Origin of the sequence: Stappia sp. WLB 29, assembly GCF_023507705.1 — a bacterium.
Classification (GTDB): domain Bacteria; phylum Pseudomonadota; class Alphaproteobacteria; order Rhizobiales; family Stappiaceae; genus Stappia.
Window position 1 is genome coordinate 186,272 of sequence record NZ_JALBGD010000003.1, and the last position, 14,749, is coordinate 201,020.

Here is a 14,749-nt window from a genome sequence, read left to right on the forward strand (position 1 = left end):
TGAGCGTGATGCGTCGGAGGTCCGACGCGCAGTCGCCATCTCGTTGTGTGGAAAGCTAGGTCAGTCGATGCCGGGAGCCAAGGGAAAGCCGATGGATGAGGCGGGGATTCGTACCTTCGCGGCAAAGGGGGGCGGGCGCGACACGATCTTCGCCCTGTCGAGCGGACCGGTGCCGGCAGGCGTCGCGGTGATCCGCCTGTCCGGCCCGCGCACACGATTCGCCCTCGAAACGATCTGCGGCAGCTGTCCCGCGCCACGCCGGGCATCCCTTCGCGATCTCCGGCGACCGGCGGATGGCGCGGTGATCGACCGGGGCCTGGTGCTCTGGTTTCCGGGGCCGGAAAGCTTCACCGGCGAGGATGTGGCCGAACTCCATTGCCATGGCGGGCGGGCGGTGGTCGCCGCCGTGCTGGAGATGCTCGGCCTGCTGCCCGGATGCCGGATGGCCGAGCAAGGCGAGTTTACCCGCCGGGCCTTCGACAACGACCGGATGGACCTGCTGGAGGTGGAAGGCCTTGCCGACCTCATCGCCGCCGAGACGGAGGCGCAGCGGCGGCTGGCGATGAGTCAGGCCGGCGGCGCCCTGGCGGCGGTCTATGACGGATGGCGCGGGCGGCTGACCCGCGCGCGAGCGCTGGTGGAGGCGGAGTTCGATTTCGCCGACGAGGAAGATGTGCCCGAGGATATCTCGGGGGTGGTGTGGGAGGAGGTCGCGCGGCTGCGCGGAGAGATCGCCGCACACTTGGAGCGGGCGCAGCGGGCGGAGCGGCTGCGCAGCGGCGTGCAGGTGGTGCTGCTCGGCGCGCCCAATGCCGGTAAGTCGAGCCTGCTCAATGCGCTGGCGCGGCGCGATGTTGCCATCGTCACCGAGGAGGCGGGGACCACGCGCGACGTGATCGAGGTGCATATGGACCTCGACGGCTATCCGGTGACGCTGGTCGATACGGCGGGCCTGCGCGAGGAGGCGGGATCGGTCGAGCGCGAGGGCATCCGCCGCGCGCTGGCGCGGGCCGGCGATGCCGACCTGGTGCTGTGGCTGGTCGCGCCCGAGGGGGAGCCGGATGCGGTGCCGACGACCCGGCCGCAGACCGCACCGGCCCTGTGGCGGATCGAGACCAAGGCCGACAGGGGAGTGCGCTGGCCGGCCGACGAGACCGGTGAGCGGAGCTTCCGCCTGTCGGTGCGCAGCGGCGAGGGCGTGGAAGACCTGCTGGCCGCGCTGGCCGGTTTTGCCGCGGCACATGTCGGCGGGCTCGACGAGCCGCTGGCGGCGAGGGAGCGGCACCGGCGACATCTGGAGGACTGTCTGGCGGCTCTGGCCGATGCGCTGGTCGAGCGGCGGTCGCTGGAAATCCGCGCCGAGGACCTGCGCCGGGCAGGAGAGTCGCTTGGACGGATCGCCGGCCGCATCGGTGTCGAGGACCTGCTGGACGTGATTTTCCGCGAATTTTGTATCGGGAAGTAAACGAGCGTTTCACGTGAAACAGCAGGAATCGAGGATCGATTCAAAACCGTAATGAAGACTCATCCGAAACGGATAGCCGAAGCGAGCTTGTATCGCTGCTTGTCTTTGACCGGCGCGCCGGTTTTCGGGTATCACCGGCCTTACGAGTTATCCACGCACAAGGGCAATGCCGCGGGGGCCTTCTCCCCCGCTGCCGCCCTGATATCCCGCACCCGATTTTTGCCGGCTCGGGCAGAGGCCAAAACACATGATTAGGATGAAGGGCGGCGACGTCGCCGAGCCTGTCTTCGATGTGATCGTCATCGGGGGCGGTCATGCGGGCTGCGAGGCAGCAAGCGCCAGCGCACGGCTTGGCGCGCGCACCGCCCTGCTCACCCACAGCTTCTCCACAATCGGCGTGATGTCCTGCAACCCGGCCATCGGCGGTTTGGGCAAGGGGCATCTGGTGCGGGAGGTCGATGCGCTGGACGGATTGATGGGCCGGGTGGCCGATCGGGCCGGCATCCAGTTCCGCTTGCTCAACCGGCGCAAGGGACCGGCCGTGCGCGGGCCGCGGGCCCAGGCCGACCGCAAGCTCTATCGCCAGGCGATGCAGGACGCGATCCGCGAGACCGCCAATCTGGAGGTCGTCGAAGGGGAGGCGGCCGAGCTGACCGTGACGGAGGGACGCGTCGGCGGGGTGGTGCTGGCGGACGGGCGGCGCCTCGTCGCCGGGGCGGTGGTGCTGACCACGGGCACGTTCCTGCGCGGCGTCATCCATATCGGCGAGCGCAAGATCGCGGCCGGCCGCGCCGACGAGGCGCCGTCGAACCTTTTGTCCGCCTCGCTGCTCTCGCACGGGTTCGAGTTGGGACGGCTCAAGACGGGAACGCCGGCGCGGCTCGACGGGCGCACGATCCATTGGGACCAGCTGGAAGAGCAGAAGGGCGATTCGGATCCGGAACCATTTTCGGAACTGACCGAAGCGATCACCACGCCGCAGATCTCGTGCCACATCACCCGCACGACCCTGCGCACCCACGAGATCATCCGCGAGAACCTGCATCGCTCGGCGATGTATTCCGGCGAGATCGTCGGGCGGGGCCCACGCTACTGCCCCTCCATCGAGGACAAGGTGGTCCGGTTCGGCGACCGCGACGGCCATCAGGTGTTCCTGGAACCGGAGGGGCTGGACGACCCGACGGTCTATCCCAACGGCATCTCGACCTCGCTGCCGGAAGACGCGCAGCTGGCGTTCCTGCGGACCATACCGGGGCTGGAGGATGTCGCCGTGCTGCGGCCGGGCTATGCCATCGAATACGATCACATCGACCCGCGCGAGCTGGGCCGCACGCTGGAGACGCGCCGGGTCGAGGGGCTGTTCCTGGCCGGCCAGATCAACGGTACGACCGGTTACGAGGAAGCGGCCGCGCAGGGCCTCGTTGCGGGGCTGAATGCGGCCCTGAAGGCAGGCGGGAAGGCGCCTGTCGTCTTCGGCCGCGACAAGGGCTATCTCGGGGTGATGATCGACGACCTCGTGACCTGCGGCGTCAACGAGCCCTACCGTATGTTCACCTCGCGGGCCGAGTATCGGCTGTCGCTGCGGGCGGACAATGCGGACCAGCGGCTGACGCCGATGGGCATGGAGATCGGCTGCGTGTCCGCGGACCGGGCTGTGCGGTTCGAGGCGAAATGCCGGGACCTGGCGCAGGCGCGTGAGGTGCTCTCCAGTCTGGTGGTGACCCCGGAAGAGGGGCGGCGTGCTGGCCTGCCGATCAACCAGGACGGCGTGCGGCGCTCGGCCTTCGAGCTTCTGTCCTATCCCGACATCGACCTCGACAAGCTGGCCGCCGTCTGGCCGCAGGAGATCGGTGCGCTCGATCCGAAGATCGCGGGGCAGGTGGCGATCGACGCGCTCTATGCGGTCTATCTCAAGCGGCAGGAGGCGGATATCGATGCGCTGCGCCGCGACGAGGACTTGATGCTGCCGGCAAGCCTCGACTACGCGCTGGTCAAGGGCCTCTCCAATGAGGCGCGGCAGAAGCTGGAAGGCGCGCGCCCCGAAACTCTGGGGCAGGCGGCGCGGATCGACGGGGTGACGCCGGCGGCGCTGACGCTGCTGCTGTCGCATGTGCGTAAGGCGGCAAAAGCGACCTCGCGCGCCGGCGGCGAGGCCGTGGCATGAGCCGGCCGGCACGGCTTGCCGTCGAGGACGGCCCAGAAGTGCTTCACGGAATTTTCGAAGTTTCACGTGAAACAGTGGAGCGCTTGACCACTTACGTGAATTTGCTCCTGCACTGGCAGAAGGCGCAAAACCTGGTGGCGCCCTCGACCCTGCCGGAAGCCTGGCGGCGGCATGTGGCCGACAGCCTGCAGGTCGTGGCGCTGGCTCCCGATGCGGCGCGTTGGGCGGATCTGGGCAGCGGCGCAGGCTTTCCCGGTCTGGTGACGGCGATGGTGCAGATGGAGCGCCTGTCCGGCGCGCATGTCCACCTGATCGAGAGCAACAGCCGCAAGGCGGCGTTCCTGCGCACGGTGATCCGCGAGACCGGTTGCCCGGCGACCGTGCATGCCGCGCGCATCGAGGATGTATCGGAAGAGCTGGCCGGCGAGATCGATGCGGTGTCGGCGCGGGCGCTCGCCGATCTTTCCGAGCTGCTGGCCTATGCAGAGCCCTTTTCGAATCACGGCGCGCCTGCGATTTTCCACAAAGGAAAAAATTTCCGCGACGAGGTCGCGCGTGCCGCTCACGCTTGGGAGTTCGATCTGGTAGAAAGGGAGAGCCTCATCGATCCCGACAGCCGGCTCCTCATGATCTCGGGGCTTCGGCCGCGCGGCGCGACAGGGAAAGGCCAGACCGGATGAGCATGCTTCCTCAGTCTCCACGCGTCCTCGCGCTTGCCAACCAGAAGGGCGGCGTCGGCAAGACGACCACGGCAATCAACCTGGGGACGGCCCTTGCCGCCATCGGCGAGCGGGTGCTGGTGATCGATCTCGATCCGCAAGGCAACGCCTCGACCGGCCTGGGTATCGACCGGCGCAACCGCGATCTTTCCACCTACGACGTTCTGATCGGCGATTGTTCGCTGGCCGAAACGATCCAGGACACGGCGGTGCCGCGCCTGTGGGTGGCGCCGTCGACCATGGACCTGCTCGGCGTCGAGCTGGAGATCGCCAGCCGCTCCGACCGGGCCCACCGGCTGCGCAAGGCCATCTCCGAGCTGGCAGGGCAGGGACGCCAGGTCGCGCCCACGGATTTCACCTATGTGCTGATCGACTGCCCGCCCTCGCTGAACCTTTTGACCATCAACGCTCTGTCGGCCAGCCACTCGATCCTGGTGCCGCTGCAATGCGAGTTCTTCGCGCTGGAAGGCCTCAGCCAGCTGCTCAGCACGGTGGAGCAGGTGAAGGCGGCTCTGAATTCGGAGCTGTCGATCCACGGCATCGTCCTGACCATGTACGACAGCCGCAACAATCTCTCCGCCCAGGTGGTCGCCGACGTGCGCGAGACCATGGGCGATGCGGTCTACGACACGATCATCCCGCGCAACGTGCGGGTGTCCGAGGCGCCGTCCTATGGCAAGCCGGCGCTGCTCTACGATCTGAAATGTTCCGGCAGCCAGGCCTATCTGCGGCTGGCCTCGGAAATCATCCAGCGCGAGCGTACGCTGCGCGGCGTTGCGGCATGACGATTCGGATGCGCAACGGTTCGGCGGCCGGCAACAACAACAGGCAGTGACGATGGCGGATGACGATAGCGGAAAGAAGAAGCGGCTGGGTCGGGGGCTCGCCGCGCTGATCGGCGAAGTGGGAACGGAGCCCCCGGCGGACCCGCGGCCGCCCCGCGACACGCGCCGGGTACCGATCGAGTTCCTGACCGCCAATCCGCGCAATCCGCGCAAGACCTTCACCGAAAGCGATCTGGAGGACCTGACCAGCTCGGTGCGCGAGAAGGGCATCGTGCAGCCCTTGCTGGTGCGCCCGGTTGCGGGCCGCGACAACGCCTACGAGATCATCGCCGGCGAGCGCCGCTGGCGGGCGGCGCAGCGGGCCGGCCTGCACATGGTGCCGGTGGTGGTGCGCGAGGTCACGGACCAGGAAGCGCTGGAGCTGGCGATCATCGAGAACGTCCAGCGCGCCGATCTCAATCCGATCGAGGAGGGGCTCGGCTACGACCAGTTGGTGCAGGAATTCTCCTACAGCCAGAGCGAGCTGGCCAAGGTCATCGGCAAGAGCCGCAGCCATGTGGCGAACACGCTGCGCCTGCTGAAGCTGCCGAACTCGGTGAAGGACTATCTGGCGGAGGGCCTGCTGACCGCCGGCCATGCGCGCGCGCTGATCACCGCGCAGGACCCGGCAGCGCTGGCCGAGCTGATCGTCGAGAAGGGGCTGAACGTCCGCGAGGCGGAGAAGCTGGCACAGGACCCACAGGCGCTGTCGCGCACGAATGCCGGCAAGGCGGCGAAGCCGGAGAAGGATGCGGATACAAAGGCGCTGGAAAAGCGGCTGACGGACACGCTGGGCCTGAAGATCGCCATTGCCCACAAGCAGGACAAGGGCGCGGGCGAGCTCAAGATCAAATATGCCTCGCTGGAACAGCTCGACGAGATCTGCCGGTTGCTCGGCGTCCAGGGCTGACCGATTCGGAAGCGGTCCGATCTGCTCCAGCCTTCCGGAGCGGACGGACGTTCTGCAGCTTAAAAAGTAATAAGATATTGAATTTTAAGGGTTAATTACAAGGCGACAGCCCCGCGCAAGCAGGGTCAGTTGGTGTCGACCGCATCGTCGGCTTCCAGGATGCGGCGCAGGCGGGTGAAGGCGAGGCGGATGCGCGACTTTACCGTGCCGAGCGGCAGGCCGGTGTCCTCGGCAATCTGGCTGTGCGACAGGCCGGAAAAGAACGCCCGGCGGATCAGGTCTGCCTGCTCTTCCGGCAATTTCTTCATCGCCTCGCGCACCCGCTCCTCGCGCATGCGGGCATCGAGTTCTTCGTCCTGGTCTTCGGGAGCCGGCGGGCGCAGGCTCGGGTCCTCGGCGTCGAGCAGGGCGGAGCGGTCGCGGCGCAGGGAATCGATGCGGCGGTTGCGGGCGATGCGGAACAGCCAGGTGGCGGCGGTCGCGCGGGTTGCGTCAAAAAGTCCCGCCTTGCGCCACAGGGTGATCATCACCTCCTGGGTGAGCTCCTCGGCGGTGGCGCCGTCCGATCCCAGGCGTATCAGATAGGCCTTCAGGCGCGGCGCGAAGTGATCGAACAGTTCGGCAAAGGCCGTCCTGTCGCGATCCTCCGCAACCTTTGCTATGAGCCGGGAAAAGCGGTCCTCGACAGTCACGCGCACGCTACTCCCGTCCGAATCCGGCCGAAACGCATCCGCCATGTCGATTTGGCCTGCCTCATCTGTCTTTCTTCGTCCGGGTCTGAGTGCTGCGACAGGGTTCTGATAGCTACCGTCCAATAGCGGATGTCGGGCATTGCGTCGATGCGCATGTGCCGGGCGGACGCCTCCTCCTAACATCAGACCGGGCAGGGCGGTTTCGTCAATCCCCGGAAGGAGTAAGGACGGCTCGGCAAAAGTGTCACACTCTTGCCCGATTTGTACGGCCAGCGTGCGCCATCCAGTGATCGTAGCGGGTTTGCGAAGCCGCCTGTCGGCTTTTCGAGTTTATCAACCCTTTCGTAACCTGCTGGGCGATAACCTTAAGACAAGGTGACGATTGCTCAGCAAATTCGATCCATTCCGGATAGTTAGCAGTAGCGGTTTAGGAGATGATGCAAGCAAGAACGCTCTTCCCGGCTCTTCTGGCACTCGTCCTCATGGGCGTGTCGGCGCACGCCCAGACGCCGACCCTTGTCAGTCAGCACAATAACTGGGACGCCTACTCCTATGGCGGTTCCAAGGGCAAGGTTTGCTATGCCTTGTCCAAGCCGACCAAGCTCTCGCCGAGCGATCGCAATCACGGAGATGTGTTCTTCTTCGTGTCGAACCGGCCTGGCGAGAACGTCAACAACGAACCCAGCGTGATCGTCGGTTACGCCTTCAAGGAACAGTCGTCGGTTTCCGTCGACGTGGACGGTCAGAAGTTCACGATGTTCACGAAGAACGACGGCGCCTGGATGGCCAATGCGACCGAGGAGCGTCAGCTCGTCGCCGCGATGAAGGCCGGTCGTGGCATGGTCGTTACCGGCGTTTCGGCGCGCGGTACGCAGACCACCTACGATTTCTCGCTGTCGGGCATCACGGCGGCGGTCACCGCCGCGGACCGGGCCTGCCAGTAAGGCCTGCGCGGCAAGCCAGGAGATCCGGCCCGCGGTCGGATGCCCCAACCAGCCTGCCCTTCGGAGCTGACCCGCTCCGCGCGGGGTGCATGCGCTTTGGGGCTCACAAACCGCCCGGCTTGCTGTATAAGACCCCCGAAACACGAACCGTCCCGCCCCACCTAAGGGGCGGGACGGTTCGGGCATTTCCGGACTGCGGATCTCCGATTCCTGCGAAGGGCGGAAGCAGTCACGACCGGACAGCACCGGCGGCAGCCAGATCGGCGCCGCCTTTTCGGCGTTTGCAGGGAAACACGGCGGCAGGCCGCAATCCCGCAGGGCGTCGCCGCGAACCCACGTCATCACGGACCGACGACATGAGCCTGATGCAGCACGATACCGCAACCAGCACGCCCGAGAGCGCCCCGGCAGCTTCCGTGGCCGTGTCGGCGCGTCCTGTGGCGCAAGCGCCCGCCGACAAGCCCGTCCTGGTCGGCCTCGACCGCACGGAGCTGGCCAAGGCGCTGGCCGGCATCGGCGTGCCCGAGCGACAGCTGCGCATGCGCGTCGCCCAGCTCTGGCACTGGCTCTATGTGCGCGGGGCGTCCGATTTCGCGGACATGACGAACATCGCCAAGGACCTGCGCACCAAGATGGCCGAGGCCTTCAGCATCCGCCGCCCGGAGATGGTGTCGGAGCAGATCTCCAGCGACGGCACCCGCAAGTGGTTGTTCCGCTTTCCCCCGCGCGGCGCCGGGCGTCCGGTCGAGATCGAGACCGTCTACATTCCCGAGGAGGGGCGCGGGACGCTCTGCGTCTCCTCGCAGGTCGGCTGCACGCTCACCTGCACCTTCTGCCATACGGGTACGCAGCGCCTGGTGCGCAACCTGACGGCGGAGGAGATCCTCGCCCAGATCCTGGTCGCCCGCGACCGGCTCGGCGACTTCCCCAAGGGCGAGACGCCTGCCGGGGCGGCGGTGCCGAGCGAGGGGCGCCTGGTCACCAACATCGTGATGATGGGCATGGGCGAGCCGCTCTACAATTTCGACAACGTCAAGAAGGCGCTTCTGATCGCCTCGGACGGCGAGGGCCTGTCGCTGTCGAAGCGGCGCATCACCCTCTCGACCTCCGGCGTGGTGCCGATGATCGAGCGCACCGGCGCGGAGATCGGTTGCATGCTGGCGATCTCGCTGCATGCGGTGCGCGACGAACTGCGCGACGAACTGGTACCGATCAACAAGAAGTGGAACATCGCCGAGCTGCTGGCCGCCTGCCGGGCCTATCCGGGGCTGAACAATGCCCGCCGCATCACCTTCGAATACGTGATGCTGAAGGGCGTCAACGACAGTCTCTCGGATGCGCGCGAGCTGGTGCGCCTGCTCAAGGGCATTCCGGCGAAGATCAACCTGATCCCGTTCAACCCCTGGCCGGGCTCTCCTTACGAGTGCTCCGACTGGGAGCAGATCGAGGCCTTTGCCGAGGTGGTCAACCGGGCGGGCTATGCCTCGCCGATCCGCACGCCGCGCGGCCGCGACATCTTCGCGGCCTGCGGGCAGCTCAAGTCGGAATCCGAGCGCATGCGCGCCCGCGACCGTGCAGCGGCCGAAACCGCTGCGGCTGCGAGCTAGGCGGTGGTCGACGGCGGGCGGTTGCTGGCCCAGTCCATCCGTATCGTGCTGGGGCTGATCCTTGCGTTCCTGGCGGCGGCGGCCTTCGTCGCCTTCGGCCTGCTGCGCGGGCTCGCGGATCCGTCGGGTGACCCGGTGGTGGTCGGCATGACCTTCGGCTGGTCGCTGGTGGGTGCGAGCGTGATCGGCGGGCTGGCCTTCGTGCCGGCGCTGGTTGCCATTGCCGTTGCGGAGCTGATGCAGCTGCGCGGGATCGTCTTCCACCTGGCGGCGGGCGGGGCTATCGCCACCTTCCTGTGGTGGTCCGGCGAGGGTCCGGCGGGTCCGCATGCGGATCCGAGGCCGGGCACGCTGATCGCCGCGGCGACCGGCTTCATGGCCGGTTTCGTCTATTGGCTGATCGCCGGGCGCCAGTCGGGCTGCTGGCGCGTGCCGCCGTCTTCCGGCGCGCCGTCCCCCCGGCCCTGATCACTCCTCACGCAGATTGAAGACCGCGCGCGGCGCGGAGTTCCTGCGCCCTGCGGACGACCGGCGAGGCGGGCGCTTGCGCCGCTGCCTCGTCGAGCAGCCGGTCGGAGGCGGTCTCGATATCCGACACCAGACGCGCGTGGAAGCTCTCGAGGTCGAGGCCCGGGGCGATCGGCGGCAGGAATTCCACCAAGACGGTGCCCGGGTAGAGGCACCAGCCGCGGCGGGGCCAGAACAGGCCGGAATTGAGCGCGACCGGCAGGACCGGTGCCGCAAGCGAGCGATAGAGATGGGCGACGCCGTGCTTGTAGCGCGGCTCCTCGCCGGCGCCCCGCCGCGTGCCTTCCGGAAAGATCAGGATCTGCCGGCCTTCGGCCACCGCTTCGCGGGCGCGCTGGGTCATGGCGGCGAGGGCGGCCGAGCGCTTGCCGCGATCGACCGGAATCTGCCGGAACTTCGCCGTATACCAGCCGAAGATCGGGATGTAGCGCAGCTCGCGTTTCAGCACATAGGTGGGCGAGGGGAAGAGCGGCAGCAGGGCGAAGGTCTCCCAGGCCGACTGGTGCTTGGCGGCGACGATGTAGCCGCCTCGCGGAATGTTTTCCAGGCCGCGGAACTCGACCCTGACGCCGACGATCCACTTCAGCAGGAACAGCTCGACCCTTGCCCAGAAGGGCACCAGCGGCCAACCGAGGCGGCGCGGCAGCAGGAAAACCGGCGCGCCGAGGATCATCAGGACGAAGGTGCTGAGGTAGAACAGGACCTGGAACACAAGCGAGCGAAGAAGCAGCATCGATCTCAACCGGTTGCGGGACGGGCTGGCCGGGCCCGCAAGGGGCTGGTTGCAGCCATGGTGCCGCGCGGACCGCTTCGCTGGCAAGTCGCGAGGGCGGAACCGTTAAGGCGCCGAGGTTTCCATAACCGCGATACGCGCCCAGGCAAGCAGATATTTCAGATGCTCGCGGGCAATCAGCGCTGTGGTGCGAGGATCCTCGTACCAGCGGTCGAAGGCGAGATCCGGCGTCTGCACCGGCACGGGAACCAGATCGAAATCCGCCATGGTCGATTTCAGCTCGAGCAGGGCGCGGGGCATGTGATAGGCGCTGGTAACCACGAGAAGGCGGGAGAAATCGTTCTCTCGCGCCCATTTCGCGGTTTCCGACGCGTTCTCGAGCGTGTTGTTGGCGTTGCGGTCGAGATCGACGCAGCAGGAGAACAGCGACAGGTTGCTGGCCGTGGAAATGACGATCTGCTGCGGTGTGGTCTCCGGATGGACGCCCGAGATCAGCAGCCGCTCGGCATTGCCGGCCTGCAGCAAGGTGAGTGCGTGCTTCACCCGCTCGCTGCCGCCGGTCAGCACGACGATGGCATCGGCACGGGCGGCGTCGTTGTTCTGATAGCCGGCGACAGTGACCGCAAAGCGCAGGAAAGAGCCGACATAAAAGGCAAGACCGGCGACTATGAGCCCGGAGAGCAGGATGCGCAGCAGCCGTCGCCCGCGCGAGCGGGAGCGCCCGGCCATTGACCGGTCGGCCCCGGCCGGTTCCTCGGCCGCGGTGTGCTGGTCGTCCTGCGAACTCATCGGCTGAGCCTGCCCCTCGGCCTTCCTTTCACACGGTCTGATATCCGCTTGGCGGGCGGATGCAAGAGGGCGAATCGCTTGCATGCGTCTCTCGGCTAACTAAGGCGCAAGCCGGCCGGTTTTTCCACCCCCGCGCGCTCCGGCCGATGCCGGGCGGGGGACGGAGCCGAGCCGGCCGGTGCCGACAGTTTTCCATGCCAGAGCTTCGCGGCAGCAAGATGTTGGAAAGGCGGCACCGCCGGCGCAACCGGCAGATGCTGCTCAGCGCATCATCGCGGCGAAAGCGCGCAGCGAGGCGGTAAGGCGCTGCCGAAGGCCTACGGCGCGGGCGCGGACCGTATCGGCGGCCCGGTCATAGCCGTTGCGCCAGCGCGCGGCACGCGCCTCTGCGCCCGGTGCCCGCCAGAGCAGGTATTGGACGCCGAGGATCACCAGCAGCGTCAGGCACCAGGAAATCAGCGTGTCGGAGAGGAAGTGGCCGCCGAAGGCGACACGGTTGGCAGACAGGACCAGCGCCAGCGGCAGGACAACGGCGAGGATCGCGCGGCGCCAGCCCGGCGGGGCCAGGAAAGCCAGCGTCACCAGCCAGAGGCTGGAGGAGGCCTCGCCGGACACGAACGAGCAGTTGGTGTCGCAGTGGTTCGTCATCTGCCAGACGCGGACGTAAGGCGCATCGCCACCGAACAGGTCCACCGCATTGGGGCGCGGCCGGCCCCAGTTGTTCTTCAGCACCGCATTGACGAGAAGGCCGGGCCCGAGGATCAGCGTCGACAGCAGGAAGACCGGCGCGCGCAGCGGCAAGCGCCGCGACAGGGGAGCGACGACGAAGGGCCACAGCAGGATCGCGACGCAAAGGACGGCGATCAGCTTGACCAGGAAGGGGCCGAGCTCGCGCAGCCGCTGCAGGAACGGGGCCTGCGACAGCACGAAGCCGCCCGCCGGATCGTGAAAGAGACGCGAGGCGGCGATGTCGACGGCGGGAAAGGCGAGGAAGAAGAGCGACAGGACGAGGAGGCACGCGGTCGCCGCGAGAGCGAGTGCCCGGCTCTCTCCGCCTGCGAGCCGCGCGGCGAAGCCCGCCCGCTCCGGTGCGGACGAAGAGGCAGGGGCGGGCGCAGGCGAGGGAGGCGTATCTGTCATCGAACCTGCGTTTACGATTGTCTTCCGGGGCCGGTTGAGGGGTTATAGCGATCCGGCCCCTTCAGTCCAAGGGTCGGACCCCATGCATGCGGCTGGCGGTCGCAGCCGCATTGAGGAGAGGACATCGCCATGTCGCGCCCGGTCATTCAGTTCTGGTACGAATTCGCCTCCACCTACAGCTATCCGGCGGCCATCCGGGTCGAGGACATGGCAGTGCAGCGCGGGGTCGAGCTGCGCTGGCGGCCGTTCCTGCTGGGCCCGATCTTCGCGGAGGCCGGATGGACGACCTCGCCTTTCAATCTGCTGCCCGTGAAGGGCGCCTATATGTGGCGCGACCTGGAGCGGATCTGCGCGGCCGCCGGCCTGCCCTTCTCCCGGCCCGACCCGTTTCCGCAGAACGGCCTCAAGGCCGCGCGCATCGCCACCGCCCTTGCACCGGAGCAGGTGCCGTCTTTCTCGCGCGCGGTCTATCTGGCGCAGTTCGGCGAGCGTCGGCAGATCGACGACGAAACGCTGCTGGCGACGCTGATCGCGCGCGCCGGGGCGGATGCTCAGGAGATGCTGGCCCTGTCGGCAGGCGACGAAGTGAAGACGCGGCTGCGCGAAAGCGTGGCGGAGGCGAAGGCGCTCGGCATTTTCGGGGCGCCGAGCCTCACCTGCGCCGACGGCGAACTGTTCTGGGGCAACGACCGGCTGGAACAGGCGATGGACCACGCGCTGGCGACCCACGCGGCGACTGAGGGGGCGTGAGCGGAATGGCTGGCCAAGGGGGCGCGGGCTTCCTATTGTCGTGACACGGTCGGGGCCGGCCTCTCTCCGGGCCATGCTGCCACGCCGCATTCGGGATCGATCCGCCGGGAACGCCTTGCCATGTCTCACATTTTCCCCCGCCATACCGCCATGCGTCCGCCGCGCGCCGTTGCCGGCGACGGTTGCTACATCATCGACGAGACCGGCAAGCGCTATCTCGACGCCTCGGGCGGGGCGGCCGTCTCCTGCCTCGGCCATTCGGACCGCGAAGTGACGGAGGCGGTCAAGGCGCAGCTCGACGCCATCGCCTTTGCCCATACCGGCTTCTTCACCAGCGAGCCGGCGGAGAAGCTTGCGGATCTCCTGATTGCCCATGCACCGGCAGGGTTGGAGCGGGTCTATCTCGTCTCGGGCGGGTCGGAGGCGACGGAAGCGGCGATCAAGCTGGCGCGGCAGTTCCACATCGAGAACGGCGAGCCGTCGCGGGCGCGCATCATCGCCCGCCGGCAGAGCTATCACGGCAACACGCTGGGCGCGCTGTCGGCCGGCGGCAACATGTGGCGCCGGGAGCCTTTCGCCCCGCTGCTGGTCGACATGTCGCATATCTCCCCCTGCTACGCCTATCGCGGCCAGCAGGAAGGCGAGAGCGAGGAGGCTTACGGCCTGCGCGTTGCCGACGAGCTCGAGGCGGAGATCCTGGCGCGCGGGCCCGAGACGGTGGCGGCCTTCATCGCCGAGCCGGTGGTGGGCGCGACGCTCGGTGCGGTTCCGGCGGTCCCGGGCTATTTCCGCCGCATCCGCGAGATCTGCGACCGCTACGGCGTGCTCCTGATCCTCGACGAGGTGATGTGCGGCATGGGCCGTACGGGACACCTGTTCGCCTGCGAGGCGGACGGGGTTGCGCCCGACATCCTGTGTATCGCCAAGGGGCTCGGCGCCGGCTACCAGCCGATCGGCGCGATGCTGGCGAGCGGGCGCATCTACCGCGCCATCGAGGAGGGCTCCGGCTTCTTCCAGCATGGGCATACCTATATCGGCCATCCGGCCGCCGCCGCCGCGGGACACGCGGTGGTCAGCGCACTGGTCGACCGGGGGCTCGTCGCCCGCTCGGCCGAGATGGGCGAGCAGCTCAAGGGCGCGCTCGTCGACCGGTTCGGCCAGCATCCCCATGTCGGCGACATTCGTGGGCGCGGGTTGTTTCTGGGTCTCGAACTGGTCGAGGACCGGGAAAGCAAGACGCCCTTCGCCCCGGAGCGGCGGCTCAATGCGGTGCTGAAGAAGGCGGCCTTCGCGCGCGGGCTCGTCTGCTATCCGATGGGCGGGACGCTGGACGGCCGCCGGGGCGACCATGTGCTGCTGGCGCCGCCCTTCATCCTGGAGGAGGCGCAGATCGGCGAGATCGTCGACAAGCTCTCCGGTGCGCTGGAGGATGCGCTGGCGGCGTGAGGGCAAGGCCTGCGACATCTTCCCGCCACCATTTGCGG

Annotated in this window: 14 protein-coding genes; 10 read left to right on the plus strand and 4 right to left on the minus strand. The window is 67.6% G+C overall.

Translation table 11 applies throughout. The annotated features are described in order from the left end of the window. Positions 1 to 91 precede the first annotated feature (91 nt). From mnmE to MNI96_RS07175, 5 genes are all read left to right on the plus strand, one after another. Positions 92 to 1,465, plus strand: coding sequence for a tRNA uridine-5-carboxymethylaminomethyl(34) synthesis GTPase MnmE (mnmE, locus tag MNI96_RS07155; protein ID WP_249691651.1), 1,374 nt, complete (start codon positions 92 to 94; stop codon positions 1,463 to 1,465). Positions 1,466 to 1,712: 247 nt separating this feature from the next. Beyond that, on the plus strand, positions 1,713 to 3,629 hold the full coding sequence (mnmG, locus tag MNI96_RS07160; RefSeq protein ID WP_502960311.1) for a tRNA uridine-5-carboxymethylaminomethyl(34) synthesis enzyme MnmG: 1,917 nt from the start codon (positions 1,713 to 1,715) through the stop codon (positions 3,627 to 3,629). Continuing rightward, the gene (rsmG, locus tag MNI96_RS07165) at positions 3,626 to 4,309 is read left to right on the plus strand and encodes a 16S rRNA (guanine(527)-N(7))-methyltransferase RsmG (RefSeq protein WP_249691654.1); all 684 of its coding nucleotides are present in this window, start codon (positions 3,626 to 3,628) and stop codon (positions 4,307 to 4,309) included. Before mnmG ends, rsmG begins: the two co-directional genes overlap by 4 nt. After that, a complete protein-coding gene (locus MNI96_RS07170; RefSeq protein WP_249691655.1) occupies positions 4,306 to 5,133 on the plus strand; it encodes a ParA family protein in 828 nt (275 codons plus the stop codon). The genes rsmG and MNI96_RS07170 overlap by 4 nt, the downstream gene beginning before the upstream one ends. Before the next feature lie 52 nt (positions 5,134 to 5,185). Beyond that, positions 5,186 to 6,082, plus strand: a complete 897-nt coding sequence (locus MNI96_RS07175) for a ParB/RepB/Spo0J family partition protein (protein ID WP_120270206.1) — start codon at positions 5,186 to 5,188, stop codon at positions 6,080 to 6,082. A 125-nt stretch (positions 6,083 to 6,207) separates the two neighbouring features. Here the strand turns inward: MNI96_RS07175 and MNI96_RS07180 are convergent, their stop codons facing one another. Next, on the minus strand, positions 6,208 to 6,774 hold the full coding sequence (locus MNI96_RS07180) for a sigma-70 family RNA polymerase sigma factor (protein ID WP_249691657.1): 567 nt from the start codon (positions 6,772 to 6,774) through the stop codon (positions 6,208 to 6,210). A gap of 437 nt (positions 6,775 to 7,211) precedes the next feature. Here MNI96_RS07180 and MNI96_RS07185 point away from each other — a divergent pair, with 437 nt between their 5' ends. The 3 genes from MNI96_RS07185 to MNI96_RS07195 all read left to right on the plus strand — a co-directional run bounded on the left by MNI96_RS07185 (position 7,212) and on the right by MNI96_RS07195 (position 9,793). Next, a complete protein-coding gene (locus tag MNI96_RS07185) occupies positions 7,212 to 7,718 on the plus strand; it encodes an invasion associated locus B family protein (protein ID WP_349629134.1) in 507 nt (168 codons plus the stop codon). 356 nt (positions 7,719 to 8,074) lie between these two features. Beyond that, complete coding sequence (gene rlmN, locus MNI96_RS07190; protein WP_249691662.1) at positions 8,075 to 9,325, plus strand: dual-specificity RNA methyltransferase RlmN; 1,251 nt, start codon at positions 8,075 to 8,077, stop codon at positions 9,323 to 9,325. Positions 9,326 to 9,328: 3 nt separating this feature from the next. Continuing rightward, positions 9,329 to 9,793 carry a translation initiation factor IF-3 gene (locus MNI96_RS07195; RefSeq protein ID WP_249691664.1) on the plus strand — a complete coding sequence of 155 codons (465 nt, stop codon included), beginning with the start codon at positions 9,329 to 9,331 and terminating at the stop codon, positions 9,791 to 9,793. A 7-nt stretch (positions 9,794 to 9,800) separates the two neighbouring features. Here the strand turns inward: MNI96_RS07195 and MNI96_RS07200 are convergent, their stop codons facing one another. The 3 genes from MNI96_RS07200 to MNI96_RS07210 form a co-directional block, all read right to left on the minus strand. Then, positions 9,801 to 10,586, minus strand: coding sequence for a lysophospholipid acyltransferase family protein (locus MNI96_RS07200; RefSeq protein ID WP_249691666.1), 786 nt, complete (start codon positions 10,584 to 10,586; stop codon positions 9,801 to 9,803). Between the two features lie 105 nt (positions 10,587 to 10,691). Next, the gene (locus MNI96_RS07205; RefSeq protein ID WP_249691668.1) at positions 10,692 to 11,375 is read right to left on the minus strand and encodes a YdcF family protein; all 684 of its coding nucleotides are present in this window, start codon (positions 11,373 to 11,375) and stop codon (positions 10,692 to 10,694) included. A 261-nt stretch (positions 11,376 to 11,636) separates the two neighbouring features. Further along, complete coding sequence (locus MNI96_RS07210) at positions 11,637 to 12,515, minus strand: phosphatase PAP2 family protein (protein ID WP_249691670.1); 879 nt, start codon at positions 12,513 to 12,515, stop codon at positions 11,637 to 11,639. A gap of 129 nt (positions 12,516 to 12,644) precedes the next feature. On the opposite strand from MNI96_RS07210, the gene MNI96_RS07215 reads away from it, so the two are divergent. Together MNI96_RS07215 and MNI96_RS07220 are read left to right on the plus strand one after the other, a co-directional pair. Further along, positions 12,645 to 13,265: a 2-hydroxychromene-2-carboxylate isomerase gene (locus MNI96_RS07215; protein WP_249691672.1), complete on the plus strand. Its 621-nt coding sequence runs from the start codon at positions 12,645 to 12,647 to the stop codon at positions 13,263 to 13,265. 120 nt (positions 13,266 to 13,385) lie between these two features. Further along, positions 13,386 to 14,711 (plus strand): aspartate aminotransferase family protein, encoded by a 1,326-nt coding sequence (locus MNI96_RS07220; RefSeq protein ID WP_249691674.1) that lies wholly within the window; start codon positions 13,386 to 13,388, stop codon positions 14,709 to 14,711. Positions 14,712 to 14,749 lie beyond the last annotated feature (38 nt).

Bases quoted from the DNA above. Each gene is read 5' to 3' on its own strand.
- MNI96_RS07170 (WP_249691655.1), top strand. From the start codon at position 4,306: ATGAGCATGCTTCCTCAGTCTCCACGCGTCCTCGCGCTTGCCAACCAG.
- MNI96_RS07205 (WP_249691668.1), bottom strand. From the start codon at position 11,375: ATGAGTTCGCAGGACGACCAGCACACCGCGGCCGAGGAACCGGCCGGG.
- MNI96_RS07185 (WP_349629134.1), top strand. From the start codon at position 7,212: ATGCAAGCAAGAACGCTCTTCCCGGCTCTTCTGGCACTCGTCCTCATG.
- MNI96_RS07220 (WP_249691674.1), top strand. From the start codon at position 13,386: ATGTCTCACATTTTCCCCCGCCATACCGCCATGCGTCCGCCGCGCGCC.
- MNI96_RS07215 (WP_249691672.1), top strand. From the start codon at position 12,645: ATGTCGCGCCCGGTCATTCAGTTCTGGTACGAATTCGCCTCCACCTAC.
- rlmN (WP_249691662.1), top strand. From the start codon at position 8,075: ATGAGCCTGATGCAGCACGATACCGCAACCAGCACGCCCGAGAGCGCC.
- mnmG (WP_502960311.1), top strand. From the start codon at position 1,713: ATGATTAGGATGAAGGGCGGCGACGTCGCCGAGCCTGTCTTCGATGTG.
- MNI96_RS07210 (WP_249691670.1), bottom strand. From the start codon at position 12,515: ATGACAGATACGCCTCCCTCGCCTGCGCCCGCCCCTGCCTCTTCGTCC.
- MNI96_RS07175 (WP_120270206.1), top strand. From the start codon at position 5,186: ATGGCGGATGACGATAGCGGAAAGAAGAAGCGGCTGGGTCGGGGGCTC.
- MNI96_RS07200 (WP_249691666.1), bottom strand. From the start codon at position 10,586: ATGCTGCTTCTTCGCTCGCTTGTGTTCCAGGTCCTGTTCTACCTCAGC.
- rsmG (WP_249691654.1), top strand. From the start codon at position 3,626: ATGAGCCGGCCGGCACGGCTTGCCGTCGAGGACGGCCCAGAAGTGCTT.
- mnmE (WP_249691651.1), top strand. From the start codon at position 92: ATGGATGAGGCGGGGATTCGTACCTTCGCGGCAAAGGGGGGCGGGCGC.